Source organism: Bacillus haimaensis (assembly GCF_048270625.1).
GTDB classification, from domain to species: Bacteria; Bacillota; Bacilli; order Bacillales; family Bacillaceae_I; genus Sutcliffiella_A; species Sutcliffiella_A haimaensis.
The window spans coordinates 3,588,608-3,612,314 of sequence record NZ_CP158164.1 but is presented as its reverse complement, the minus strand read 5'-3'; the positions used below and the strand labels follow the sequence as shown (position 1 = coordinate 3,612,314).

Annotated in this window: 21 protein-coding genes, 1 pseudogene and 1 riboswitch; of the genes and pseudogenes, 19 read left to right on the top strand and 3 right to left on the bottom strand. The window is 47.4% G+C overall.

Annotated features, from left to right (window positions below; translation table 11 throughout):
- The first annotated feature begins 10 nt into the window (after window positions 1–10).
- The 3 genes from ABN702_RS18365 to ABN702_RS18355 all read left to right on the top strand — a co-directional run bounded on the left by ABN702_RS18365 (window position 11) and on the right by ABN702_RS18355 (window position 4,196).
- Complete coding sequence (locus ABN702_RS18365; RefSeq protein WP_417898190.1) at window positions 11–1,201, top strand: CamS family sex pheromone protein; 1,191 nt, start codon at window positions 11–13, stop codon at window positions 1,199–1,201.
- Between the two features lie 611 nt (window positions 1,202–1,812).
- Window positions 1,813–3,360, top strand: coding sequence for an L-glutamate gamma-semialdehyde dehydrogenase (pruA, locus tag ABN702_RS18360; protein WP_417898189.1), 1,548 nt, complete (start codon window positions 1,813–1,815; stop codon window positions 3,358–3,360).
- 179 nt (window positions 3,361–3,539) lie between these two features.
- The gene (locus ABN702_RS18355; RefSeq protein WP_417898188.1) at window positions 3,540–4,196 is read left to right on the top strand and encodes a DUF4397 domain-containing protein; all 657 of its coding nucleotides are present in this window, start codon (window positions 3,540–3,542) and stop codon (window positions 4,194–4,196) included.
- Window positions 4,197–4,551: 355 nt separating this feature from the next.
- Here ABN702_RS18355 and putP read toward each other — a convergent pair whose 3' ends face one another.
- Window positions 4,552–6,060, bottom strand: coding sequence for a sodium/proline symporter PutP (gene putP / locus ABN702_RS18350; RefSeq protein WP_417900962.1), 1,509 nt, complete (start codon window positions 6,058–6,060; stop codon window positions 4,552–4,554).
- Window positions 6,061–6,494: 434 nt separating this feature from the next.
- On the opposite strand from putP, the gene gatC reads away from it, so the two are divergent.
- The 3 genes from gatC to gatB are packed head-to-tail and all read left to right on the top strand — an operon-like array spanning window position 6,495 to window position 9,700.
- On the top strand, window positions 6,495–6,785 hold the full coding sequence (gatC, locus tag ABN702_RS18345; protein WP_417898187.1) for an Asp-tRNA(Asn)/Glu-tRNA(Gln) amidotransferase subunit GatC: 291 nt from the start codon (window positions 6,495–6,497) through the stop codon (window positions 6,783–6,785).
- Window positions 6,786–6,800: 15 nt separating this feature from the next.
- Window positions 6,801–8,258, top strand: a complete 1,458-nt coding sequence (gatA, locus tag ABN702_RS18340; protein WP_417898186.1) for an Asp-tRNA(Asn)/Glu-tRNA(Gln) amidotransferase subunit GatA — start codon at window positions 6,801–6,803, stop codon at window positions 8,256–8,258.
- An 11-nt stretch (window positions 8,259–8,269) separates the two neighbouring features.
- Window positions 8,270–9,700: an Asp-tRNA(Asn)/Glu-tRNA(Gln) amidotransferase subunit GatB gene (gatB, locus tag ABN702_RS18335; RefSeq protein WP_417898185.1), complete on the top strand. Its 1,431-nt coding sequence runs from the start codon at window positions 8,270–8,272 to the stop codon at window positions 9,698–9,700.
- A gap of 720 nt (window positions 9,701–10,420) precedes the next feature.
- On the opposite strand, the gene ABN702_RS18330 is transcribed toward gatB, so the two are convergent.
- Window positions 10,421–11,305, bottom strand: a complete 885-nt coding sequence (locus ABN702_RS18330; protein ID WP_417898184.1) for a M15 family metallopeptidase — start codon at window positions 11,303–11,305, stop codon at window positions 10,421–10,423.
- Between the two features lie 183 nt (window positions 11,306–11,488).
- Between ABN702_RS18330 and ABN702_RS18325 the strand changes: the two genes are divergently transcribed.
- The 13 genes and pseudogenes from ABN702_RS18325 to ABN702_RS18265 all read left to right on the top strand — a co-directional run bounded on the left by ABN702_RS18325 (window position 11,489) and on the right by ABN702_RS18265 (window position 23,201).
- The gene (locus tag ABN702_RS18325; protein ID WP_417898183.1) at window positions 11,489–12,130 is read left to right on the top strand and encodes a hypothetical protein; all 642 of its coding nucleotides are present in this window, start codon (window positions 11,489–11,491) and stop codon (window positions 12,128–12,130) included.
- 12 nt (window positions 12,131–12,142) lie between these two features.
- Window positions 12,143–13,696 carry an SPFH domain-containing protein gene (locus ABN702_RS18320; RefSeq protein WP_417898182.1) on the top strand — a complete coding sequence of 518 codons (1,554 nt, stop codon included), beginning with the start codon at window positions 12,143–12,145 and terminating at the stop codon, window positions 13,694–13,696.
- 298 nt (window positions 13,697–13,994) lie between these two features.
- Window positions 13,995–14,915, top strand: a complete 921-nt coding sequence (locus tag ABN702_RS18315; RefSeq protein ID WP_417898181.1) for a diacylglycerol kinase — start codon at window positions 13,995–13,997, stop codon at window positions 14,913–14,915.
- Window positions 14,916–15,113: 198 nt separating this feature from the next.
- A riboswitch (SAM riboswitch) is annotated at window positions 15,114–15,218 on the top strand.
- 168 nt (window positions 15,219–15,386) lie between these two features.
- Window positions 15,387–15,509 carry a YezD family protein gene (locus ABN702_RS18310; RefSeq protein ID WP_417898180.1) on the top strand — a complete coding sequence of 41 codons (123 nt, stop codon included), beginning with the start codon at window positions 15,387–15,389 and terminating at the stop codon, window positions 15,507–15,509.
- 95 nt (window positions 15,510–15,604) lie between these two features.
- Window positions 15,605–16,318 (top strand): phosphoadenylyl-sulfate reductase, encoded by a 714-nt coding sequence (locus ABN702_RS18305; RefSeq protein ID WP_417900961.1) that lies wholly within the window; start codon window positions 15,605–15,607, stop codon window positions 16,316–16,318.
- 30 nt (window positions 16,319–16,348) lie between these two features.
- Window positions 16,349–17,410 (top strand): anion permease, encoded by a 1,062-nt coding sequence (locus ABN702_RS18300; RefSeq protein ID WP_417898179.1) that lies wholly within the window; start codon window positions 16,349–16,351, stop codon window positions 17,408–17,410.
- A gap of 25 nt (window positions 17,411–17,435) precedes the next feature.
- Window positions 17,436–18,581 (top strand): sulfate adenylyltransferase, encoded by a 1,146-nt coding sequence (sat, locus tag ABN702_RS18295; RefSeq protein WP_417898178.1) that lies wholly within the window; start codon window positions 17,436–17,438, stop codon window positions 18,579–18,581.
- 14 nt (window positions 18,582–18,595) lie between these two features.
- Window positions 18,596–19,195 (top strand): adenylyl-sulfate kinase, encoded by a 600-nt coding sequence (cysC, locus tag ABN702_RS18290; RefSeq protein ID WP_417898177.1) that lies wholly within the window; start codon window positions 18,596–18,598, stop codon window positions 19,193–19,195.
- Between the two features lie 12 nt (window positions 19,196–19,207).
- Window positions 19,208–20,838 (top strand): annotated as a pseudogene (locus tag ABN702_RS18285) (nitrite/sulfite reductase).
- The gene (locus ABN702_RS18280; protein WP_386644985.1) at window positions 20,822–21,040 is read left to right on the top strand and encodes a DUF3906 family protein; all 219 of its coding nucleotides are present in this window, start codon (window positions 20,822–20,824) and stop codon (window positions 21,038–21,040) included. Before ABN702_RS18285 ends, ABN702_RS18280 begins: the two are co-directional and overlap by 17 nt.
- A 3-nt stretch (window positions 21,041–21,043) precedes the next feature.
- Complete coding sequence (cobA, locus tag ABN702_RS18275; protein ID WP_417898176.1) at window positions 21,044–21,820, top strand: uroporphyrinogen-III C-methyltransferase; 777 nt, start codon at window positions 21,044–21,046, stop codon at window positions 21,818–21,820.
- Window positions 21,821–21,838: 18 nt separating this feature from the next.
- Window positions 21,839–22,594: a sirohydrochlorin chelatase gene (locus tag ABN702_RS18270; RefSeq protein WP_417898175.1), complete on the top strand. Its 756-nt coding sequence runs from the start codon at window positions 21,839–21,841 to the stop codon at window positions 22,592–22,594.
- Window positions 22,575–23,201, top strand: a complete 627-nt coding sequence (locus tag ABN702_RS18265; protein WP_417898174.1) for an NAD(P)-dependent oxidoreductase — start codon at window positions 22,575–22,577, stop codon at window positions 23,199–23,201. Before ABN702_RS18270 ends, ABN702_RS18265 begins: the two co-directional genes overlap by 20 nt.
- Window positions 23,202–23,226: 25 nt before the next feature.
- Here ABN702_RS18265 and ABN702_RS18260 read toward each other — a convergent pair whose 3' ends face one another.
- Window positions 23,227–23,700, bottom strand: a complete 474-nt coding sequence (locus ABN702_RS18260; protein WP_417898173.1) for a hypothetical protein — start codon at window positions 23,698–23,700, stop codon at window positions 23,227–23,229.
- Window positions 23,701–23,707: the final 7 nt, after the last annotated feature.

The following is a 23,707-nucleotide window of genomic DNA, read 5'->3' as shown; positions in this document are numbered from 1 at the left end:
GTGTTGTAAGGTGAATAGGTTTTTGGCGATTCTCCTTGTTGTTTCTCTCGCAGCAACGGGCTGTGTTCCCGGCTTTGAGAAAGAAGAAGAAGTGATTCAAGATCCAGGCGAACAGGAAACCATGGAAAAGGCGATTGTTCCAAGATACAAAATTTCAGACGACTACTACCAGACGATTCTTCCCTTCAAAGCGGGGGAAACTCGTGGACAGGTAGTGGCACGCTTAAATAGCAGAGTGGACGTCGAGCAGTTTGAAACGGGGCTCATGCGTCTATCTCAAGAACCTTTCCCTTCCGATAAGTATCTGTATCAGGAAGGGCAATACATTGACCGCACAACGGTGAATCAATGGCTGTCACGTAAACTGACAGATGCTCAACTGGAGGAAAAGAAAGCGGCTGACAAAGACTATAAAACCCCTAATAATGGGCTTAACCCTGTATTGGTAAAAGGGAAAACGACCGAAGAAACAAATGAAAAAAGCCCGATTTACCTTGCGCATATCATGGAGCAGAACTATCTGGTCCGCAAAGATGACGGCACCGTAGAACTTGGTGGCGTATCCGTGGGGATTGCCCTGAACTCTGTGCATTATTACAACTTGCCGGCTGCTGAAGGAGGCTACCCAAGGGAATATCCCATCCCTGACAAGGAGCTTGAAAAGGCCGGAAAAGAAATCGCCGAAGAGGTTGTCCGCCGGATGCGTAAAATCGAGGGGCTCGGCAATGTACCGATTGTAGTGGGCCTATTCAAGCAAAGCCCTGCAACATCCATTGTTCCCGGCCACTTCATTGCAAAAGCGAACATCCCTTCAGGAGAAGGATCTGTAAGCAATTGGGAAGAATTGAATGAGGAATATCACCTCTTCCCATCAAAGGATGCAACAGAGAAGTACCGTGACGATGCGGTCCGGTTTGATAACTTTAAGCTTGATATCGATGATTATTTTCCGAATCATACAGGTGTCATCGCTAAAGGATACTATCGCGAACAGGAGCTGCAGCAGCTGAATATCGAAATCAACATGGACTTCTACGGAAAATCAGAGTTGATCGGATTTACCCAATATGTGACAGGACTTGTCATGGAGCACTTCCCGAACTATATTAATCTACAAGTTTCCATCACTTCCATCAATGGCGAAGAAGCCCTCATCGTCAGAGATGCGGGTGCAGATGAGCCGTTTGTTCATATCTATTAAAGAGAAAGCCCGCTATCTTGGATGGCGGGTTTTTATTGTGCAGTGGAGAAATGGAACCGGGCAAGAAGCAAGTGAGGAGGGGTTATAGAAATTTAAGTTCTACCGTTTCCCTGAGAATTTCGGCCTCGTTTCCTTAAGTTTGTTATCTTTAAAAAAGTGAGTGGATTATAGCGGAAGACAATTGCCTGCAGCAGAAATCCACGGGTAAAATACATAACCAAAACAACAATTCAATGCTTTTTACAAAATACTATTCTTTTCTAAATGGCTGTGTTAGGAGGATAGTGTTGATTTCAAGGTCACTAGCTGTTGATTGGAGCAATAGGCGAAGACTCCTGCGGGAGGTAGCGGTAGACTTGAGACCCCGCAGGCAAAGCCGAGGAGGCTCAAGCACCGCCCCTTGGGTCGCTGTGCCTAGTGAGGAAATCAACAGCGGAATATAACGGAACTTTCTATATATAAGCCTGCTCTACACAGCCGCCTAAGTGGCAAAAAACAAGAGAAAACCGCCCCCTCAGATTTTCCATTAAACAATATTTGAAAGACCCGTAAGTATAAGGTAGAATGAGAAATGTATGCAAGCGCTTTACAATGCAAAGGAGGCGAATGTAATGGTATTACCTTACAAACATGAACCATTTACAGATTTCACTAATGAGGAGAACAAGCAAGCCTACTTAGAAGGCTTAAAGCTAGTAAACTCCTATTTAGGACAAGATTATGACCTGGTAATTGGAGGAGAACGTGTTACGACTGAAGATAAAATCGTATCCGTGAACCCTGCTAATAAAGAGGAAGTTATTGGTCGTGTGTCAAAAGCAGATCGTGAGTTAGCGGAAAAGGCAATGCAGGCTGCCGATGAGACGTTCAACACTTGGCGCAAAGTGAAGCCGGAAGTAAGAGCGGACATCCTGTTCCGTGCGGCTGCAATCATTCGCCGTCGCAAGCATGAATTCTCTGCATTATTAACAAAAGAAGCAGGTAAACCTTGGAATGAGGCGGATGCGGATACAGCGGAAGCAATCGATTTCCTTGAGTACTATGCTCGTCAAATGCTGAAATTAAAAGACGGTATGCTTGTTGAAAGCCGCGTAGGCGAATATAACCGTTATAACTATATTCCACTAGGTGTAGGTGTCATCATCTCTCCTTGGAACTTCCCATTTGCAATCATGGCTGGTACAGCAGTAGCGGCGATTGTAGCGGGTAACACTGTATTGTTGAAACCGGCATCCACGACTCCGATCGTAGCGGCTAAATTTGTGGAAGTAATGGAAGAGGCAGGCTTACCTGCAGGCGTTCTTAACTTCGTACCAGGTAGCGGTGCGGAAGTGGGAGACTATCTTGTTGACCACCCTCGTACACGTTTCATCTCCTTCACAGGATCTCGTGACGTAGGTCTACGCATCTATGAGCGTGCTTCCAAAGTGAACCCAGGCCAAATTTGGTTGAAGCGTGTAATCGCTGAAATGGGTGGAAAAGATACGATTGTAGTAGACAGCGAAGGCGATCTTGAGTTGGCTGCACAATCCATCGTAAAATCTGCATTCGGATTCTCCGGTCAAAAATGTTCTGCGTGCTCCCGTGCGGTAATCGTGGAAGATGTATATGACCAAGTGTTGAGCCGTGCAGTAGAATTAACAAAAGAATTAACTGTGGGAGATCCGACTGACAACTCCAACTACATGGGGCCGGTCATCGATCAGGCTGCATTCGATAAAGTCATGAAATATGTTGGCATCGGTAAAGAAGAAGGACGCATCCTTGCAGGTGGAGAAGGAGACAACTCCAAAGGATTCTTCGTTCAGCCGACAATCGTTGCAGACGTAGATCCACAAGGCCGCTTAATGCAAGAGGAAATCTTCGGACCAGTTGTAGCATTCTCCAAAGCAAAGGATTTCGATCATGCGCTTGAGATTGCCAACAACACAGAATACGGATTGACTGGTGCAGTTATCACAAACAACCGTGAAAAAATCGAAAAAGCTCGTGAAGACTTCCACGTGGGGAACCTATACTTCAACCGTGGCTGCACAGGCGCAATCGTTGGATACCAGCCATTCGGCGGATTCAACATGTCAGGGACAGACTCCAAAGCGGGCGGACCTGATTACCTGTTGCTTCACCTTCAAGCGAAAACAACATCTGAAACTTTATAATATAAGTGAAGGCCCAAATCTCATGTGGATTTGGGCTTTTATCTTTTTAAGCGTTCTAATGGCAAGCTATAATGCGCCAGACAAACAAGAGGATATATTTTACATATTTTCAGTGGATAACATCATACTAAACATTGTGCAAAGTTCGTTTGCATCCGTCAAAATGAAGGAGGACTATAATGAAAAGAATAATGTTTATGCTCACGGCTCTCTTGCTCATGTTTGTGATAGTCAATGGTGTCTCAGCAGCGGAGAATAGAGCCGATGCAAAAGTAAGAATTGTCCACGCTTCCCCAGATGCCCCTGCTGTTGATGTGTATGTCGATGGAACGGCTGTTGTGCAAGGTGCAGAATTCAAGGATGCTACAGAGTACCTTCCGCTAAAAGCAGGCGAGTACAAAGTGGAGATCTATCCTGCAGGGAAAAAGGACAAGGCAGTGTTATCCCAGAAGGTAAGAGTGGAAGCAGGGAAAGCCTACACGGTTGCTGCTGCGAACAAGCTTGCCAACCTTGAACTGGTGATTGCAGAAGATTCCACAGAACCTGCAGAAGGAAAAGCAAAGGTCCGTGTGGGCCATCTTTCCCCTGACGCTCCTACAGTGGATGTTGGGCTAAAAGGAGGAGATGCTCTTTTCACTGGAGCTTTCTTTAAAGGAATCACTGATTACAAAGAAGTTGATCCTGGAACCTACGATTTAGAAATCAGGACGCCTGAGGGAAAGAAGGTACTCGATCTTACCGGAACAAAGCTTGAAGCGGATACCGTATACAGTGTATTCGCAGTGAACACGGCAAATAAATTGGAAGTAATCCTTTTGATCGACTCGGAAAAATGACAAATAGGGTCTTACTATACTCAGTAAGACCCTGTTTTATTGAAATAGCTTAATTTAAACAAACGTTTGATTAACCCATATGAAAAGTGAGGAGTATCAAGGGGTTCAGCGTTTTGTTACCAAATTAACATTTTGAAAAGTTATATTGGAAACAGCGTTATTTTCATCTGAAAAAAGTAAAGTTGCCCGTAAATACTTTCCCGGGAAAGTATTTTTTAAACAAACGTTTGATTAATTTTTTTGCAATCTGAACGGCCCCAAGGGATTGAAATCTTTCAAACAAATTAACTTTTAAAAAAGGATTTTTAATATAACAAAAAGGAGAGCCTGTAATAGGCTCTCCTCGTGTAATTCATTAATCTTTTTTATTATGTTCCTCAACCATTGTTTCTTCCATTTCCGTAAATGTCTCACGGACCTTTTTACGAGGGAAGTTCGTCAAGTAACTTACGATGATAACTGCAAGTGCACTTAAGAAGAACCCTGGAATCATTTCATACAAGTATTTGGTTGTCGGAACCCCATTGATTTCAAATGGACCATAGATCCAGATCAGAACGGTCAATGCTCCAACGATCATACCTGCCAGTGCACCCCAACGGTTCATACGTTTCCAGTATAAGCTCAATAGAACAACTGGTCCGAATGCGGCACCAAATCCTGCCCAAGCCTGTCCTACAAGATCAAGGATTGTATCGTTTGGCGTGTAGGAAAGGAAGATGGAAACAATAGCAACCAGAAGTACGGAAAGACGACCGATCAGTACCAGTTCCTTATCTGTAGCTTCGCGACGGAAGAATGTTTTATAGAAGTCTTCCGTTAAAGCACTGGATGTTACGAGCAATTGAGAAGAAATCGTGCTCATGATAGCTGCTAAGATAGCCGCCAGTAAGAAACCTGTGATTAGTGGATGGAACAGTACCTGTGCAAAGGCAATGAAAATGGTCTCGGAATTGTCCAATTCCATTCCTGTACGGTTTACATAAGCGATACCGACAAGACCTGTAGCCATCGCACCGATGATGGATACAATCATCCAGCTCATCCCGATACGGCGGGCAGCTTTGAAGTCACGGATCGATTTGATAGCCATAAAGCGGACAATGATATGCGGTTGTCCGAAGTAGCCAAGTCCCCATGCAAGCAGGGAGATGATTCCTAAGACAGTCGTTCCTGTAAAGAAGTCCAAGTAGCTTGGATCAATAGCCCGTACTTCATCCACAGTTGTGTCCAACCCACCCAGGCTTGTAAAAGCAACGATTGGCACAAGAACCAAGGCAAGCAGCATGATAACACCTTGTGCAAAGTCTGTTAAGCTTACCGCTAAAAATCCGCCGAATAGGGTGTATGCTACCACTACTCCAGCTGTCACGAATAGACCCATTCGATAGTCCAATCCAAAGGCACTTTCGAATAGTGTTCCACCGGAAACCATCCCAGCAGACGTGTAAAGTGTAAAGAAAATGATAATAACGATTGCAGATACAAAACGAAGAATTCGAGTGCCATCGTAGAAACGATTCTCGAAGTAATCTGGGATAGTAATCGAATCATTTGCTACTTCCGTATAGGTACGAAGACGAGGTGCTACGAGTATATAGTTCAAGTATGCCCCGATGGTTAAACCGATTGCTATCCAAATGCTTGAAATACCAGATGCATACATGGCACCAGGCAATCCCATCAGCATCCAGCCACTCATGTCGGATGCCCCTGCAGATAATGCAGTAACACCAGGACCTAGCTGGCGGCCCCCAAGCATATATTCAGATATGTTATCCGTAGATTTTTTGTAGGCATAGTATCCAATCGCCAACATCCCGATGAAATACAAGCCTAAAGATATAAATGTTTCAAATTCCAACATTATCAACTCCTGTGTTTTCTCTCTTTTTTCAGCAATTTCGGCGCCCAAAATTGCTCTGTTACCGGTTACGAGTATCTAAGCTAACAAAGTATTTCCCTTATTTCAAGCGAATGAAACTATTTTCAATAGGTAGAAAAGAGTTGTATCCCTTGATGCTTGGGGGATAGGAGAGCATGACAAACAAATTGAAGTAAAACTATTTAGAATTTTCAATCATGTAATATTCCTGTAATTTGACTGACATTTTCAGAACTATTTTTACACGATTATCTTCCCCAAAAATAGATGGAATACAAATAAGTGTTTTTCACTTTCATGTATTTGTGAAGAAACATACAAGTAGCGGGTCCTCTCTATTGCTTGAGCGGGGTAAAGTTTAGTATGATAAAAGGATATTGTGCAAGTTTCGATATTTTGCGGAGGTGGATAGGATGTCCCGTATTTCTGAGGATCAAGTAAAACATGTGGCACATTTGGCTCGTCTTGCGATCAGCGAAGAGGAAGCGGTAATGTTCACAAGTCAATTGGATGCAATCATTACATTCGCGGAGCAGCTGAATGAATTGGATACAGATCATGTTGCACCGACCACTCATGTACTTCCAATGAAGAATGTCATGAGAGAGGATATAGCAAAAGAAGGCCTACCGGTCGATGAGGTATTGAAAAACGCGCCGGATCATAAGAATGGCCAGATTCGCGTACCGACAATTCTGGAATAGTAAGGAGGGAAAACCATGTCATTGTTTGATAAGAAGCTATCGGAATTACATAGCCTTTTACATAAAAAAGAAATCTCCGTTTCGGATTTAGTGGATACATCCTACAAACGGATAGGTGAAGTGGATGGAAAAGTACAGGCATTTTTAACGCTTGATGAAGAAAATGCCCGCAAACAGGCGAGTGTGCTCGACGAAGCGCTTGGCACAGAGAAGGAGCATGGCCTATTATTCGGTCTTCCTGTCGGTGTGAAGGATAACATCGTGACAAAGGGAATTCGTACAACATGTGCGAGCAAGATCCTTGGCGACTTCAACCCGATCTATGATGCAACTGTTGTCGAAAAACTGAAACAAGCAGAAACCATTACAATCGGAAAAATCAACATGGATGAATTTGCAATGGGTTCCTCCAATGAAAACTCTGCATTTGCAGCGACCCGCAACCCATGGGATCTGGACCGTGTACCAGGTGGATCCAGTGGTGGTTCCGCAGCGGCAGTAGCAGCAGGAGAGGTTTTCTTCTCCCTTGGTTCTGATACAGGTGGATCGATTCGTCAGCCGGCAGCATTCTGTGGGGTAGTCGGATTAAAGCCTACATATGGCCGTGTGTCCCGTTACGGTTTGGTTGCTTTTGCATCCTCCCTGGACCAGATTGGACCAATCACACGTACCGTTGAAGACAACGCCTACCTTCTACAAGCGATCTCCGGAATGGACGAGATGGATTCCACTTCAGCTAACGCGGAGGTTCCAGACTTCCTATCCAGTATGACTGGAGATGTAAAGGGTCTGAAAATCGGTGTGCCAAAAGAATACCTTGGTGAAGGTGTAAGCGAAGAAGTGCGTCAATCGGTACTGGACGCATTGAAGGTATTGGAAGGACTAGGCGCAACTTGGGAAGAGGTGTCCCTGCCTCACTCCAAATACGCATTGGCTACCTACTATCTACTGTCATCATCAGAAGCGTCCGCCAATTTGGCTCGCTTTGACGGTGTTCGCTACGGATACCGTACGGACAATGCGAAAAACCTTTTAGAGATGTACAAGCAGACGCGCAGCGAGGGCTTCGGTCCGGAAGTGAAACGCCGTATCATGCTTGGAACATATGCCCTAAGTGCAGGTCACTATGATGCATACTACATCAAAGCGCAGAAGGTTCGTACCTTGATCAAACAGGACTTTGAAAAGGTCTTTGAAAAATATGATGTTATCGTTGGACCAACAACGCCTACTCCAGCATTTAAAGTGGGCGAAAAAACGAAGGATCCATTAACGATGTATGCGAACGATATCCTGACCATCCCGGTAAACCTTGCGGGCGTACCAGGAATCTCTGTACCAGCAGGATTCGTGGATGGACTGCCTGTCGGCTTGCAGATCATTGCAAAGCACTTCGATGAAAGCACAATTTACCGTGTTGCACATGCGTTCGAGCAGGCAACCGACCATCATAAACAAAAACCACAGCTGTAAGGGGTGAGACGATGAACTTTGAAACGATTATTGGACTTGAAGTACACGTAGAGCTAAAAACAAAATCCAAAATTTTCTCGGCAAGCCCGAACGAATTCGGCGCAGAACCGAACTCCAACACAAGTGTCGTGGAACTGGGGTACCCTGGAGTGCTTCCTGTGTTGAACAAGCAGGCAGTGGAATACGCGATGAAGGCCGCAATGGCATTGAACTGCGACGTGGCAACCGACACGAAATTCGACCGAAAAAACTACTTCTACCCGGACAACCCGAAGGCTTACCAGATCTCCCAATATGACAAGCCGATCGGTGAAAATGGCTGGATTGAAATCGAAGTGGGCGGCGAAAAGAAACGCATCGGAATCACTCGTCTTCACCTTGAGGAAGATGCAGGAAAACTGATGCACACAGGGGACGGCTATTCCCTGGTGGACTATAACCGTCAAGGAACACCTCTTATCGAGATCGTATCCGAGCCGGACATCCGTACGCCGGAAGAGGCTTACGCTTATCTTGAAAAATTGAAAAGCATCATCCAATACACCGGAGTATCCGATTGTAAAATGGAAGAAGGCTCCCTTCGCTGTGATGCGAACATCTCGCTTCGTCCGGTTGGACAAGAGAAGTTCGGAACAAAAGCGGAGCTGAAGAACCTGAACTCCTTCAACTTTGTTCAAAAGGGCCTGGAGCATGAAGTGGTTCGTCAGGAGAAGGTTCTACTATCGGGTGGAGTAATCGAGCAGGAAACCCGCCGCTATGATGAAACGACAAAAGAAACCATCTTGATGCGTGTAAAAGAAGGATCGGACGACTACCGTTACTTCCCTGAGCCGGACCTTGTTGCGCTTCACATCGATGACGAGTGGAAAGCTCGCGTCCGTGCCGAAATCCCGACGCTTCCGGATGAGCGAAAGCGCCGATACGTGGAAGAGCTGGGCTTACCTGCGTACGACGCACAAGTTCTCACCCTGACGAAGGAAATGTCCGATTTCTTTGAAGAGACAGTGGGCGAAGGTGCAGATGCGAAGCTTGCCTCCAACTGGCTGATGGGCGAGGTTTCGGCTTACTTGAACGCGGAGGGGAAAGAGTTGCATGACGTTGCGTTGACTCCAGCAGGACTTGCTGGCATGATCAAGCTGCTGGAAAAAGGCACGATCTCTTCCAAAATTGCAAAGAAGGTATTCAAGGAGCTTATCGAAAACGGCGGAGACGCAGAGAAAATCGTCAAAGACAAAGGTCTTGTACAAATCTCTGACGAAGGCACCCTTCGTAAAATCGTCGGCGAAACGCTTGATGCAAACCCTCAGTCCATCGAAGATTTCAAAAGTGGGAAAGAGCGCGCAATCGGCTTCCTTGTAGGGCAAATCATGAAAGCAACAAAAGGACAGGCAAACCCTCCGATGGTCAACAAGCTGTTGCTTGAGGAGATTAAGTTGAGATAATTTTAGTGAGACTCCGGCTTTGGGCTGGGGTTCTTTTTTGTTGTTTCAGTGGGATGGCGGTGGAGCGGGGTTGCGATGGTGCGGGTCTGGGAAGCAGATTGTGGGATTTGTCGGAATTTGGCGTTCGGGCGAGAAGTAGGTGTAATCGGGCGAAAAGCCCACAACATCGGGCGCAAATTTTGTTTTTCGGGCGCAAATGCGAGAAAGCGGGCGTAAAATCCAATAATCGGGCGTAAACGTATAGAATGGTGGTTTCGCGGATGGAAATAGAGCGCGGTGTAGGGATTTTCATTCCCGGAATTACAAACGTGCGAGGAAAAGAACCAATTTGTTAGTTTCAGTGGTGCGAACGGCTGATATTTTGTTTAAATGGGGAGAATGGGGCGTTGTCGGATGCGATGATGAGCTTTTCCACCAAACAAGCGAAGCGAAAAGCTCATCATAAAGCCGATGACAAGGTTTTTCACTAAACGAGCGAAGCGAAAAGCTCATCATAAAGCCGATGACGAGGTTTTTCACTAAACGAGCGAAGCGAAAAGCTCATCATAAAGCCGATGATGAGCTTTTCCACCAAACAAGCGAAGCAAAAAGCTCATCATAAAGCCGATGACGGGTTTTTCCACCAAACGAATGAAGCGAAAAGCTCATCATCCCTCAACCGCAACCCACATAAAAAGGGCAAGGCGCCGCATTCCCGCAGCACCTTGCCCTCATTAAATCTTAAAACTCCCTCACATCACCCATATATTCTTCCAACGTAATCCCTCTATTAAAAATATCCGTCGCAATATCCACCCCGACATAACGGTAATGCCAAGGCTCAAATGCATAGCCCGTAATATTCGTCTTCCCTTTCGGATAGCGCAGGATAAAACCGTAGTTATGGGCGTTGGAAGCGAGCCATTTGCCTTCGTCAGTGTTTTCGAAGCTTTCGACAAGCTCCAGACCTACGCTTTTGGCGGTGATGTCCATCGTGAGTCCGGTCTGGTGCTCACTTGTTCCGGGACGGGCCACATACAGGACGGCCTGCTCGTAGCCATAGGTTGCAATTTCATTTTTGAAAATGGACTCCTGGGTTTCATAGGAACGGAAACCGGAGCGGGCATACAGCTCGATGCTTTCCTGGAGAGCGCCGGCAAACATCATCTCCAGGGATTCGGCGGCCTCCTTGCGCAGTTTCGATCGGTCGCTGTTTTCGTTGCCAAAGGAAAACGGCACATTCGGGCGGATCAGGTCGGGAGGGCGGTACCCATCCGGCAAGGCCCAGAATTTATTGACCATCACATTGATCGCTGTCGGATTTGCGACAACCGGGATCGCTTCTTCTTCAGAGGGAGCATCCGGTTCTCCTGTCACGGGTTCGCTCGGCTCCTCTTCTTCTTCAGTAGGTTCTGTTGGTGTCTCTTCTTCAGGTTCTTCCTCCACGACCGCTACCTCCTTGTTGAAAAATCCTTCCCATTTCTCTTTGACGGGTGGAAGCTCAGGTGATTTCGAAGCATGTCGACTGCTCATCAGGACAGGTTCTTCGCTGGACAACGTTTCAAGTGGATTGCATGCCGCAAGAAGTGCGACGCAGGATGTTCCAATCAGTAATTTTTTTATCATTTGTAATGGTTTTCCTCTCTGGCTTGGTTTATTATGGAAGAGATGTAATTAATTTTTCATATATTCATAATTGTCTCTTTTCTATTTTACACCTTCTATAAGCTTTTAAACAGTTGGTAAATAATCTTTGCCAAATTTTGAAACCTGGGGGGATTTCTTCCGTATATACTACTGGAAGTACAAATGGGGGAGGCGATCAGTCGACGTGAAGTTGGGAGAAGCCTGAAAGCGCTGAAGGAAAAGGTGGGACAAGGAACCTGTCCTAAAAGAAAGGACCGATTGCCTATGACGATGTTTGGAATGGAAATGATGCAGCTTTATTTTTGGGGTCTCATTGTTTTTGGAAGCTTAACACTTATTTATATTCTGCTGTCTGATATTGTGGATGGGATTTTTGATGCAATACCTGTGGATCCGGCACTTATTTTATCATTTTTGACGGTGTTCAGTGCATCAGGCTATTTGCTGGATAAGTTTTCACCACTGACAGATTGGTTTGTGTTGGGCGCATCCACCGTTATCTCCAGTATATTAGTCACTCTGCTGCATGTATTCGTTTTTGTGCCGATCCGTTCTGCCGAGGCTTCACTCGGATATTCGGATGATGACATGAAAGGGAAGCTTGCCAAGGTCATCATTTCGATACCGAAGGATGGCTTTGGGGAAGTGGTACTGAGCATCGGCGGCAGCACCGTCTCCAAATCGGCGCAGAGCTTTGAGAATGAAGCAATCCCATACGAAACAGAAGTACTGATCATCGATGTCCAAAAAGGGGTAGTTTTTGTGACCCCATACGAAAAAGTATTAGAATCTTATAATCAATAGGGGGAATCGCACATGGTATTTGGAGAAATCGCCATCATTATCGCAGTCGTCGCCATCCTGATTTTTGCACTGGTAGTCGTGTTTGTTGCACGCTACAAGACGGCAGGACCTGACGAAGCGCTAATTATTACTGGTAGTTATCTAGGCGGAAAAAATGTACACGTGGACGAAGCAGGAAACAAGATTAAGATTGTACGAGGCGGCGGTGCGTTTATCGTGCCGGTGTTCCAGCAATCCGATCCATTAAGCTTGCTTTCTATTAAACTGGACGTTAAAACTCCGGAAGTATACACAGAGCAAGGTGTACCTGTAATGGCAGACGGTACGGCAATCATCAAGATCGGCAGCTCGATCGGTGATATTGCAACAGCTGCCGAGCAGTTTTTAGGGAAAGCTAAAGAAGACATGGAAAACGAAGCGCGTGAAGTACTAGAAGGTCACTTGCGTTCTATTTTGGGATCCATGACAGTAGAAGAAATTTATAAAAATCGCGAGAAATTCTCACAGGAAGTACAGCGCGTAGCGTCTCAGGATTTGGCAAAGATGGGTCTTATCATCGTTTCCTTCACAATCAAAGATGTACGTGACAGCAACGGATACTTAGAATCTCTAGGAAAGCCACGTATCGCGCAAGTGAAGCGTGATGCGGATATTGCGACTGCAGAAGCGGACAAAGAAACACGTATCAAACGTGCAGAAGCTGCAAAGGATGCACAGCGTGCAGAGCTTGAGCGTGCGACGGAAATCGCGGAAGCGGAAAAAGAGAACCAAATGAAAATCGCGGAGTACCGCAGAGAGCAGGATATCGCAAAAGCACGTGCCGACCAGGCGTACCACCTTGAGGAAGCGCGCGCGAAGCAAGAAGTAACGGAGCAGCAAATGCAGATCCAGATCATCGAGCGTCAAAAGCAGATTGAGCTTGAGGAAAAAGAGATTCTGCGTCGTGAGCGCCAGTATGATTCCGAAGTGAAGAAGAAAGCCGATGCGGACCGTTACTCTGTGGAACAGGGAGCGGCAGCAGACAAGGCGAAGCAAATGGCCGAAGCGGATGCGAACAAATACCGTATCGAGGCAATGGCAAAAGCGGAAGCGGAAAAGATCCGTATCGATGGTATCGCAAAAGCCGATGCACAAAGAGCGCAAGGGGAATCCGAAGCGGAAGTTATCCGTCTGAAGGGACTTGCAGAAGCGGAAGCGAAGGAAAAGATCGCAGAAGCATTCGAACAGTTCGGTCAAGCGGCTATCTTGGATATGATCATCAAAATGCTTCCTGAATACGCGAAGCAAGTGGCAGCTCCACTTGGTAACATCGACAAGATCACGGTTGTTGACACTGGCAGCAGCGGTGAAAACGGCGGTGCCAACAAAATCACAGGCTACGCAACGAACCTGATGTCCACGCTTCAGGAATCCCTGAAAGCATCATCTGGCATCGACGTAAAAGAGCTGATCGAAAACTTCTCAGGCAAAGGCAACATCCGCAACAGCATCGACAGCCTGACAAACGAAATCAGCACACCAAAAAACACCGACAAAAAAGAAACAAACGTGGAAGAGCAGAAATAAGCGAGCGGAATAAAAAATTTGTAAAGAGGGCCAGACCCCGGCAGGAATTTGCTACAGAATGTAGTACTGCTTGGGGTCTGGCCCTTTTTGTTACAAAGTTTACGGTTCTCGCAATTTTCGTTTTTATTGCATCTGATGCAGGGAATAGGCTAATATGTTATCTGGGGTCAATTTGAGGTTGACCCAGGTTCGATTGGAAATTATAGTTAAATTAGAGTGACTTCAAGTATGAGTGCTAGTATACATCGATAGAAATTAATATAGAAGCGTTTAAATATAAATATAGGATGATGGGAAAATGAAACGAGCGAGAGTAATATATAATCCAACATCTGGGCGTGAAGCGTTTAAAAAACACTTGCCAGAGGTTTTAGTGAGGTTGGAACAGGCTGGATATGAAGCATCCTGTCATGCTACTACCGGACATGGAGATGCGACGGTGGCTGCAAGGCTTGCGGTTGAACGCAGATATGACCTGGTTGTCGCGGCTGGTGGAGACGGAACAATCAATGAAGTGGTCAACGGACTTGCGGAACAGGATTATCGTCCACAGCTAGGAATCATCCCGGTTGGAACGACCAACGATTTTGCGCGCGCCCTTGACCTGCCGAGAGATGACATCATCGCGTGTGCCGATGTCATAGCAAACGGAGTTCCAATGCCGGTCGATATCGGGAAAGCAAATGATCAATACTTCATGAACATCGCAGGCGGCGGGAAAATGACCGAGCTTTCCTACGAGGTACCAAGCAAGCTGAAAACGATCATCGGACAGCTGGCCTATTACCTTAAGGGTATGGAAATGCTGCCTTCGATCAGACCGACCAATGTTCAGATTGAATATGATGGAAAAGTCTTTGAAGGAGAAATCATGCTGTTCCTCGTATCACTGTCCAACTCTGTCGGTGGATTCGAGAAGCTTGCACCGGACTCCTGCATGAACGACGGGATGTTTGATTTGATCATTTTGAAGAAAGCAAACATCGCCGACTTTATTCGTGTCGCGACGCTTGCTCTTCGCGGTGAGCACGTGAAGGATCCGCATGTGATCTACACAAAAGCCAACCGTGTCAAAGTCCATACGGATGAAAAAATGCAGCTGAACCTGGACGGAGAGTACGGCGGACTGCTGCCAGGCGAATTCGTCAACCTGTATCGCCACTTGGATGTACTGGTGACGGAAAAGCGCAAAGAGATTGAAATGAATAAGTGTATATAAGAAAAAGCTGCAGGTGTTTTTACTTCTGCAGCTTTTTTGCATAGAGGGGAATCGACAAGTCTAGGACCATCCTCCCAAAAAATAAAAAATTCAAAAAAATAGGCAAAAACATTGTTGACAATTCATATGTGTATGGTAGGATTAATTTTAATATCAAGCAGTAACAAACGTAGCTAACATCGCACAAACAATAATAGACGCTTATCTAGAGCGGCTGAGGGACTGGCCCGTTGAAGCCCGGCAACCTGCTGTAAGCAAGGTGCCAATTCCAGCAAAATGGATACCCATTTTGGAAGATAAGGTGCAGCATTCTTAGTATATGCGCCTTTTCCAAATGGGAGAGGCGTTTTTTATTTTTCAAGACCCAAGTTTGCTTACTGTCCAGCTCTGGCGCTTTCCCCCCTTGGAGGCGTTGGAGCATTTGAATAGAGGAGGCGGGCCAATCTGAAATCGGCGGAATGGGAAGATGTCATGGTTCATTTGGAAAGAATGCTGCAATCTGTGAAATTCGGATCTATCACCTTGGTGGTACAGGATGGAAAAGTCATTCAAATCGAGAAAAATGAGAAGGTTCGCCTTCAGAAAAAACAATAGGCGCTGACTAGACAAACTAGAGGCGGTCCCCCTGCATGTACACATATGCAGGAGGGCTGCCTTTTTTCGTGGACAAGAAAGGAGCAGCAAAACAGATGACGGAGAAGATAACGTTCAAGAATTGGAAAGAAGTTTCGCTTTTTCCGGTGGAGACCAAAACAAAAGGTGCAAAGGAAGTGCTGGAATGGGCATACCACACCTACAAGGATAACGAAATTGTCTATGCTTCAAGCTTTGGGGCGGAGGCGATGGTCCTGATTGACCTGATACAGGAGGTGAAGCCGGATGCACAGATTGTGTTCCTGGACACCGAGCTGCACTTTCCGGAAACCTACGAGGTAATTAAGAAGATAGAAGCTCGGTTCCCAGATCTTCAAATCGAAAAAAGGAAGCCTGCGCTCACATTGGAGGAACAGGCTGCTGCTCACGGAACCGCACTTTGGAAAAGAGATCCGGGACGATGCTGCCAGATAAGGAAAGTGGAGCCGCTAAAGGAAGCACTAACCCCAAAAGAGGCTTGGATATCCGGCCTTAGAAGGGACCAGTCGCCGACTCGTGCAAAGACGGATTTTCTGAATCGGGATGATAAGTTCCAGAACATCAAAATCTGTCCCCTCATTCATTGGTCGTGGGAGGACGTTTGGACGCACATCCGCGAACAAGATCTGCCCTTTAACGAGTTGCATGACCATGGCTATCCGAGCATCGGCTGTTTTCCCTGTACGCAGGCGGTCGGCGACGGAGGGGACTCAAGGGCAGGGCGCTGGGTCGGCAGCGGAAAAACGGAATGTGGCCTTCATACAAATTAGAGATGGGCAGAGGTTAAAGGAGGAAGAAGCATGCTAGTTACCATAGCCGTCATCGTTGGTCTTTTTTTCGCCATGAATATTGGAGCGAGCGGTGCGGCAGCATCCATGGGAATTGCCTATGGGTCAGGCGTTGTGAAAAGAAATGCAGCTTTGGTTTTATGTGGAATCGCCGTGTTCTTTGGAGCGTGGCTCGGTGGCGGCGAGGTGGTCAGAACGATGGGAAGCGGGATTGTACCGCAAAGTACGTTTACCGTTGCGGTGGCGCTGATTGTCATAATGTCTGCAGCTCTATCTTTATTTTTAGCCAATCTATTCGGCATCCCCTTGTCCACAAGCGAAGTGACGGTTGGGGCGGTAGTCGGTGCAGGAATCGTCTATCAATCTGTCTTTGCCGGAAAGCTTGCCTGGATTGTACTGTTTTGGCTCCTTACTCCGGTAGTCGCCTTCTTCATCGCGATTGCGGCTGGCTGGATGCTGAAGCATAGATTCATAGACAAATGGGTGAAGTCCAAAAGGGCGGTCCCGGTCTTATCGGTCCTGGTTGTCTTGATGGGCGTGTTCGAAGCCTTCTCGGCAGGCATGAATAATGTCGCAAATGCCGTTGGTCCGCTTGTCGGGGCAGGCATCATGGACACAAATCAAGGAATTCTATGGGGAGGATTGTTTGTTGCGGTGGGAGCACTGCTTTTAGGTCAGCGGGTGCTGGAGACGAATGGCAAGAAAATCACGAAGATCAAGCTGGAGGAAGGCTGTGTTATCTCAGGGACAGGAGCGGGGATTGTGACAGTTGCTTCCCTTTTTGGCATACCTGTCCCACTCACCCAGATTACGACTTCGTCCATAATCGGGATCGGTTTTGTGAAACAGGGAAGAGCGGTGCTGAAAAAGGATATTGTCGTGCAGCTGCTGGTAGTCTGGGTCGTTTCCCCGGTTTTATCGATGGTGCTGTCCTACACCTTGATTCAGCTATTAATCGAACAGAATATGTATCCGGTCATTGCGATGCTTGGCGTGCTCGTTTCCGTGTTCGGGGTGAGATTTTTAATGCTTCGTGCCACGGCGCAGGCAATCCCGGTATCGAGTAAAGATTAATTTTAAAAAAGAGAGGTTGAATAATATGTCCTTGCCAACACCACATGGCGGCACACTCGTGCAGGCCTATCATCCAAATTATGATACGAGTCTTATAGAAAAGGAGATTGAAATAGACGCCATCGCCCTAAGCGACCTGGAGCTGATCGGGGTCGGCCTCTTCAGTCCGTTGACAGGCTTTCTCGGAAAAGCGGATTACGAATCGGTAGTGGAAAAGCTGCGTCTCGCAACTGGCACCGTTTGGTCTGTTCCAGTTACCCTGCCAGTGACAAAAGGAGTTGCAGCAAGCCTATCAAAAGGCGAGACCTATAAACTTACACACAATAAGGAAATCTACGGTGTGATCACGGTGTCCGAATGGTATGAACCCGACCTATCCAAGGAGGCGAGAGAAGTATACAAAACCGAAGAGCATGCACATCCCGGCGTCAAGCGGTTATTTGAACGCGGCGATATTTATGTGGCGGGAGAGGTGACCTTGACAAGGAAGCCTGACAAGGGTGTTGCAGCAGATGTCTGGCTTGAGCCGAAAGAAACGCGGGCACTGTTTGAGGCGAAGGGCTGGAAAACAGTTGTCGGCTTCCAGACGAGAAATCCGGTGCACCGCGCGCATGAGTATATCCAGAAGGCGGCGCTTGAAACGGTCGACGGACTGTTCCTCAACCCGTTGGTGGGTGAAACAAAATCCGATGACATTCCGGCGGACGTCAGGCTCAGAAGCTATCGGGTCCTCTTGGAAAACTATTACCCGAAAGACCGTGTTCAATTGGCGGTCTACCCTGCAGCTATGCGTTATGCGGGACCGAGGGAAGCTATTTTCCATGCCATCGCCAGAAAAAACTTCGGCTGCACGCATTTTATCGTCGGCCGTGACCACGCAGGCGTAGGCGATTATTACGGAACCTATGATGCACAGCATATTTTCAGCAATTTTACCGAAGAGGAGCTTGGCATCAAGCCATTATTTTTCGAACATAGCTTTTACTGCAATAAGTGCGAAGGGATGGCATCGGATAAAACCTGCCCGCATGGTTATGTAGACAGGGTTATTTTATCAGGGACAAAGGTAAGGGAGATGCTGCGTTCAGGCGAGCTGCCACCTTCCACCTTCAGCAGAAAGGAAGTAATCGAGGTACTGATCGAAGGACTCAATAAAGCAGCGGCCGTATAAGGAGGAACTATTCTATGACAAAAGCAACGAACATCACCTGGCATGAAACTGCCATTACAAAAGAGGAGCGCCGGGTGCAGAACGGACACGGAAGCATTGTGCTCTGGTTTACAGGCCTGTCCGGCTCCGGAAAATCCACCATCGCCAATGCCGTATCCAAGGAGCTGTACCGTCAGGGCATCAATGAGTATGTACTTGATGGCGACAATGTCCGGCATGGATTGAATCGGGATCTTGGCTTCACGGAAAAGGACCGCAATGAAAACATCCGGCGTATCGGGGAGGTGGCGAAGCTCTTCGTCGACAGCGGGAAGATTGTCACGACCGCCTTCATTTCGCCGTTTAGGGCGGACAGGAAACAGGTCCGGAAGCTGTTTGAAGAGGCGGAATTCATCGAAGTCTTTATCGACTGTCCGCTTGAGGAATGTGAAAAAAGAGATCCGAAGCAGTTGTATGCCAAAGCGCGCCGCGGGGAAATCAAGGATTTTACAGGAATCGATTCCCCTTATGAGGCACCGGTAAATGCGGAGATCACCATCCATTCCGAACGTTCTAGTGTGGAAGAGTCGGTAACGACCATTCTTGACTACCTGCGACTACAGAAAATTATCTAGGAGGGGAACAGATTGGCATATGTAAAGCATTGGGCAGAAAACGAGAAGTTGAACAAGACGGAGAAGGCGAAGCTCGAGAAGGATGGGCTGCGTATTCTGGATGACATCCCGCACTACGCGCAAAACGGTTTTGAATCCATCCCAGAGAATCAGTGGGATCTATTCAAGTGGGCCGGACTCTATCTGCAGCGCCCGAAAGAGGACGGTTATTTCATGATGCGAGTGAATGTGCCATCGGGGATCCTTACAAAGGCACAGGTCGAGACGCTTGCAGGCATTGCCAGAGATTACGGTCGTGGTGTATTTGATATTACGACCAGGCAGGCGATCCAGTTCCATTGGCTGGAGATTGAACAGATTCCGGATATTTTCAATCGTCTGGAAGCGGTTGGGCTTTCAAGTGCGGGGGCGTGCGGCGATATCACGCGAACAATTGTCGGAAATCCGATCACAGGCCTTGATCCGGATGAGCTGTTTGACACGAGCGCCATTGTAAAAGAGGTCTATGACTTCTTTCAGAAAAATGAGGATTTCTCGAACCTTCCTCGAAAATACAAAATGTCGATCAGCGCGAACAAAAAGAATGCTTCGAACGCGGAAATAAACTGTGTTTCTTTTACACCGGCAACAAAGGTGATAGATGGGGTGGAGAAGATAGGCTTCCATTTGAAAGTGGGTGGCGGGTTATCTTCGAGACCTTTCCTGGCAGAAACGATTGATGTGTTTGTGGAACCGGAGCGGACGCTTGAAGTCGCAATTGCAGTTACGACGATATTCCGAGATTTCGGCTACCGGGAGAAGCGCCATCTCGCCCGCTTGAAATTCCTTGTCGCGGATTGGGGGCGGAAAAGTTCAAGGAAAAGCTACTGGAATACACAGGTCCACTTCCTTCCAAGGGCGTGGAGCCAAAGGAAGAATGGAATGCTGGCTATTTCTACGGAGTCCAGGATCAGAAGCAGGGAGGATTGAAGTTCCTCGGTTTCAATGTACCGGTTGGACGTCTCGATGCCGATGAGGTGTTCGAACTCGCGAGGATCTCTGGAAAATATGGAAATGGGGAGATCCGTACCTGCAACTCACAGAATCTGATTATTCCGAATATTCCTATTGGAAACGTGGAGGCACTGCTGAAGGAGCCGATTTTCGAGCGCATTTCCATCAATCCGAATTCCTTCATCGGTCATGCAGTGTCATGCACGGGAATTGAATATTGCAATCTGGCTTTAGTGGAAACGAAGGAACGGATGCGCCTTATCGCCGAGGAACTGGATGCACGGATCAGCCTTGATGTGCCGATCCGCATGCATATGGTTGGCTGCCCGAATTCCTGCGGCCAGCGCCAGATTGCCGATATCGGTCTGCAGGGGATGAAGCTACGCAATGAAAAGAAGGAAATGGTCGAAGCCTATGAAATCTATGTGGGAGGCACCTTGAATAAAGGCGGCAAGTTCAATGAAAAGCTGAAGGGGAAGGTTGCTGCTGAGGATTTGACGGATGTGCTCGAGGAGCTGCTGCTCTACTTCCTGGCCGAGAAGGATATAGGGGAGTCTTTCTTCGACTTCGTGGGACGGGTCGGAGTACCTGCCCTGCAGCATGTACTCGATACTATTTTAGGAAAAGAAATCGATGGCATATCTGTATAGATTTGATGTAGCCCTCGAAGCAAAGGAAATCGTATCCGTTATTTTTGCAGAGAATGATGAAGCGGCATTTCAGCATCTGGATGTCGAACTGGAGAAGTTTTATCTGAAAGGACCAAGAGTAAAGGAAATTATTTTACGAGAGAAAAAGCGCCTGGGAAAAAAGAGCGGCTATATTTTAGATCCAGAGGAGAAAGGGTGGTAGCGCATGACAGGAAAGGTATTTTTAGTTGGTGCAGGACCTGGGGATCCCGATTTGATAACGGTGAAGGGGCTGCGCTGCCTCGAGCAGGCCGATGTCATCCTGTACGACCGTCTCGTGAATCCTGAACTATTAAACTATGCAAAAAAGGAAGCCCAGCTTGTCTACTGCGGAAAACTACCACACTACCACACGATGAAGCAGGAGACGATCAATCACTTTCTTGTCAAATATGCAAAGAAGGGGCTGCAGGTCGTTCGATTAAAAGGTGGAGACCCTTTCGTGTTCGGCCGCGGAGGCGAGGAAGCGGAGGAGTGCGCGAGGAATGATGTGCCGTTCGAAGTGGTACCGGGAATCACAGCCGGTATCGGGGCTGCAGCCTACGCAGGAATTCCAGTCACCCACCGGACGCTAAGCAAAAGCTTTGCCTTTGTGACGGGTCATCAGGCGGGTGATAAGGAGGCTGAGCACCAATGGGCAAATCTTGCGCATGCGGTGGATACGATCTGCGTCTACATGGGCGTTTCCCAACTGCCGAACATCGTCCGTCACCTCCAGGAGAACGGGAAGTCCCCGAAAACACCGATTGCACTTGTGCATTGGGGTACGTTGAATGAGCAGCGGACAGTTGTCGGCACACTCGTAAACATAGAACGCAAGGTGAAGGAAGCCAGCATCAGCAACCCAAGCATGATTGTCATTGGGGAAGTGGTGAAGCTTCACGAAAGATTACACTGGTTTGAGGAGGAGGTTGTCCCTCACCTGCCGGTAGTGCATGGATAGAAGGGAGGAGCATCCACTGTGTCGAAAGCGATTCTGTACATTGGACATGGAACCCGTTCCAAACATGGAGCGGAGGAAGCGAAGGGATTTTTACAGAAGGTAATGGAGAAGGTGAGTGTTCCCATTCAGGAAATCAGTTTTCTAGAGCTGGCCGAACCGTTTATCGCGCAAGGGTTTGAACACTGTGTGGCAAGGGGTGCGACGGAAATCACGGTTGTCCCTATCTTTCTTTTAACCGCCGGGCATATAAAAGAGGATATCCCGGAAGCGTTAGCGCCTTTGCGTGAAAAATTCCCCGAAGTGAACGTGCGGCTTGCAGAAGCATTCGGGGTGCAGGACAGGATCGTCAAGGGAATATGTGAACTTGTGAGAACGAAAGCCGGGGAAGTGAAGGCTGCCGACTCCCTTCTGCTGGTGGGGAGAGGAAGCAGTGATTCTGCCATCCATGAAGCCTTTGTCTTGATAAAAGAAGCTATTGGCAAAAGACTTGGAATCTCGCGGGTGGAGGTTTGTTATTTGGCTGCGACCACACCATTGTTCGCAGCAGGAATCGAGGAGATCAGCAAAGTAGCCGACGGCAGAGTCATCGTGGTTCCGTATTTGCTTTTTGCCGGGTTATTGCTGAATGAAGTGACCCGTGAGGTGAAAAAGAGACGGCGTGCCGGACAGGATATCGTGTTGATCGAGCCGCTTAGCCGTCATCAGGCTATCCAGGATATAGTAGTGGAACGGGCGTCAGGAAAGGGGGCGGAATATGCAGCCGCTAGTCATTGATTTGAGAGGAAAGATGGTAGTGATAGCAGGTGGAGGCAGAATTGCTGCGCGAAAGGCAAAGGTGCTGGATGCGGAGCTGGCCGATATCACCTTTATTGCGCCTGGATTTTCAGAAGAGGTACTGGAACTTTCCGTTTTAAAAGGATATAAACTTGTAGAACGGGGTGCTTTGGCTTCTGATTTTGCTGAAGCATTTCTTGTCATTCTGGCAACGAATAACCGGGAGGTGAACGCGGAATTGGTTCGTACACTGCCTCCTTCACAGCTCGTTTGTGTGGTGGATGAATCGGGAGAAGGAAATGTTACCTTTCCTGCAACGGTGAGGCGCGGCCATCTGCAAGTGGCGGTCACCTCCAATGGTGCCAGTCCCAAGCTGACCCGCAAGCTGAAAAGGGAACTGGAGGAGCAGTTTGATTTTTCATGGATTTCCTATACGGAGTTTCTTGCTGAATTTCGGAGGCTTGTGAAGCTGCTGCCTTTGACCTTTGAGGAAAAGGGGGAGTTGCTGTGGGAGGTATTGGAGGAGAAATATCGATTGGATGTAGAAGTGCGAGAGGAAAAGCTTGCCGAATTGGAGCTGCTTTCTGGGAGAGTGATAGGCGGGTAGGGGAGGGACGGTGGTCCCGCCCCGGCTACTCAAGCTCGATGACATAGGTATATGAAATTTCCCCATTTTCCCATTCTGCCAATACTTCATAAATGTACCGGCCCTTTTCAGTTGGGGTGCGAAATTTTCCTTCCTGCAATTCTATTTCTTTTTCGCGGTCCTGCTTATTCCAGAGGTAGACTTTAAATGTAGGATCGCCGACAAGCTTAAAGGACATTTCCGTGTCAGGCGGAGCCGTAATCGCTTCAACGTTTTCTGCTATCTGATTGGGAGAAGCCGCATCTGTCTGCGTAACCTCCGTGGTTAATCCCTTTTTCACTTCCCAAGAGTAATTCCCTTTTTCTAATTTTTTCTCTTCACCGTCAATCACCACATACCCCTGTTCATCAGGAGGGTATATTTTATTCCCGGCCGCATCTGTTTCTCCTGTTTTTCCACAGCCTGCTAATGCGAGTAGTAATAAAAGAAAGAATGCAGGCAAAATAAATCTTGATCTCATAGGTAAT

Coding starts and splice junctions, on each gene's coding strand:
- pruA (WP_417898189.1), top strand. CDS start 1,813: ATGGTATTACCTTACAAACATGAACCATTTACAGATTTCACTAATGAG.
- ABN702_RS18355 (WP_417898188.1), top strand. CDS start 3,540: ATGAAAAGAATAATGTTTATGCTCACGGCTCTCTTGCTCATGTTTGTG.
- gatC (WP_417898187.1), top strand. CDS start 6,495: ATGTCCCGTATTTCTGAGGATCAAGTAAAACATGTGGCACATTTGGCT.
- gatA (WP_417898186.1), top strand. CDS start 6,801: ATGTCATTGTTTGATAAGAAGCTATCGGAATTACATAGCCTTTTACAT.
- gatB (WP_417898185.1), top strand. CDS start 8,270: ATGAACTTTGAAACGATTATTGGACTTGAAGTACACGTAGAGCTAAAA.
- ABN702_RS18330 (WP_417898184.1), bottom strand. CDS start 11,305: ATGATAAAAAAATTACTGATTGGAACATCCTGCGTCGCACTTCTTGCG.
- ABN702_RS18325 (WP_417898183.1), top strand. CDS start 11,489: ATGGGGGAGGCGATCAGTCGACGTGAAGTTGGGAGAAGCCTGAAAGCG.
- ABN702_RS18320 (WP_417898182.1), top strand. CDS start 12,143: ATGGTATTTGGAGAAATCGCCATCATTATCGCAGTCGTCGCCATCCTG.
- ABN702_RS18315 (WP_417898181.1), top strand. CDS start 13,995: ATGAAACGAGCGAGAGTAATATATAATCCAACATCTGGGCGTGAAGCG.
- ABN702_RS18310 (WP_417898180.1), top strand. CDS start 15,387: ATGGTTCATTTGGAAAGAATGCTGCAATCTGTGAAATTCGGATCTATC.
- ABN702_RS18305 (WP_417900961.1), top strand. CDS start 15,605: ATGACGGAGAAGATAACGTTCAAGAATTGGAAAGAAGTTTCGCTTTTT.
- ABN702_RS18300 (WP_417898179.1), top strand. CDS start 16,349: ATGCTAGTTACCATAGCCGTCATCGTTGGTCTTTTTTTCGCCATGAAT.
- sat (WP_417898178.1), top strand. CDS start 17,436: ATGTCCTTGCCAACACCACATGGCGGCACACTCGTGCAGGCCTATCAT.
- cysC (WP_417898177.1), top strand. CDS start 18,596: ATGACAAAAGCAACGAACATCACCTGGCATGAAACTGCCATTACAAAA.
- ABN702_RS18280 (WP_386644985.1), top strand. CDS start 20,822: ATGGCATATCTGTATAGATTTGATGTAGCCCTCGAAGCAAAGGAAATC.
- cobA (WP_417898176.1), top strand. CDS start 21,044: ATGACAGGAAAGGTATTTTTAGTTGGTGCAGGACCTGGGGATCCCGAT.
- ABN702_RS18265 (WP_417898174.1), top strand. CDS start 22,575: ATGCAGCCGCTAGTCATTGATTTGAGAGGAAAGATGGTAGTGATAGCA.
- ABN702_RS18260 (WP_417898173.1), bottom strand. CDS start 23,700: ATGAGATCAAGATTTATTTTGCCTGCATTCTTTCTTTTATTACTACTC.